Origin of the sequence: Mesorhizobium sp. M1A.F.Ca.ET.072.01.1.1, from assembly GCF_004023325.1 — a bacterium.
Taxonomy (GTDB): domain Bacteria; phylum Pseudomonadota; class Alphaproteobacteria; order Rhizobiales; family Rhizobiaceae; genus Mesorhizobium.
This window is the reverse complement of the sequence record NZ_RZSF01000696.1, coordinates 1-610: the sequence shown is the minus strand read 5'-3', so window position 1 is coordinate 610 and position 610 is coordinate 1. Positions and strand designations below refer to the sequence as shown.

1 protein-coding gene is annotated in these 610 nt (G+C 63.4%); it reads left to right on the top strand.

The window, feature by feature from the left end:
* On the top strand, window positions 1-610 hold a 610-nt coding region (locus EOA32_RS37600; protein WP_189407743.1), incomplete at both ends, for a phosphomethylpyrimidine synthase ThiC.

Below are 610 nucleotides of genomic sequence, written 5' to 3'. Positions count from 1 at the left end.
GTCTGGCCCCTACACCGATCCCGCGATTGAAACGGACATCGAAAAGGGTCTTGGCCGACTCCGACAGGACTGGCTCGCGGCGCGCGGCGATGTCGAATCCTATGACGGCCGCCATGTCAGGCCGGAGGACAACGGGTTTGCGGCAGGCGAGCGTCTCACGCGGGAATTTGCGATCCGCAACCGTCCACTGAGGGCCAAAGCCGGCAAGGCGGTAACGCAGCTCGCCTATGCGCGCGCCGGCATCATCACGCCCGAGATGGAATTCGTCGCCATCCGCGAAAACCTCGGCCGCGAGATACTGCGGAACGCACCGAAACAGGACGGCGAGGCGTTCGGCGCATCGATCCCGGATTTCGTCACGCCGGAATTCGTGCGCGACGAGGTGGCGCGCGGCCGTGCGATCATTCCCGCCAACATCAACCATCCCGAGAGCGAGCCGATGATCATCGGCCGCAATTTCCTGGTGAAGATCAACGCCAATATCGGCAATTCCGCCGTCACCTCCTCGATGGCCGAAGAGGTCGAAAAGATGGTCTGGGCGATCCGCTGGGGCGCCGACACGGTGATGGACCTGTCGACGGGCCGCAACATCCACAACATCCGCGAATGG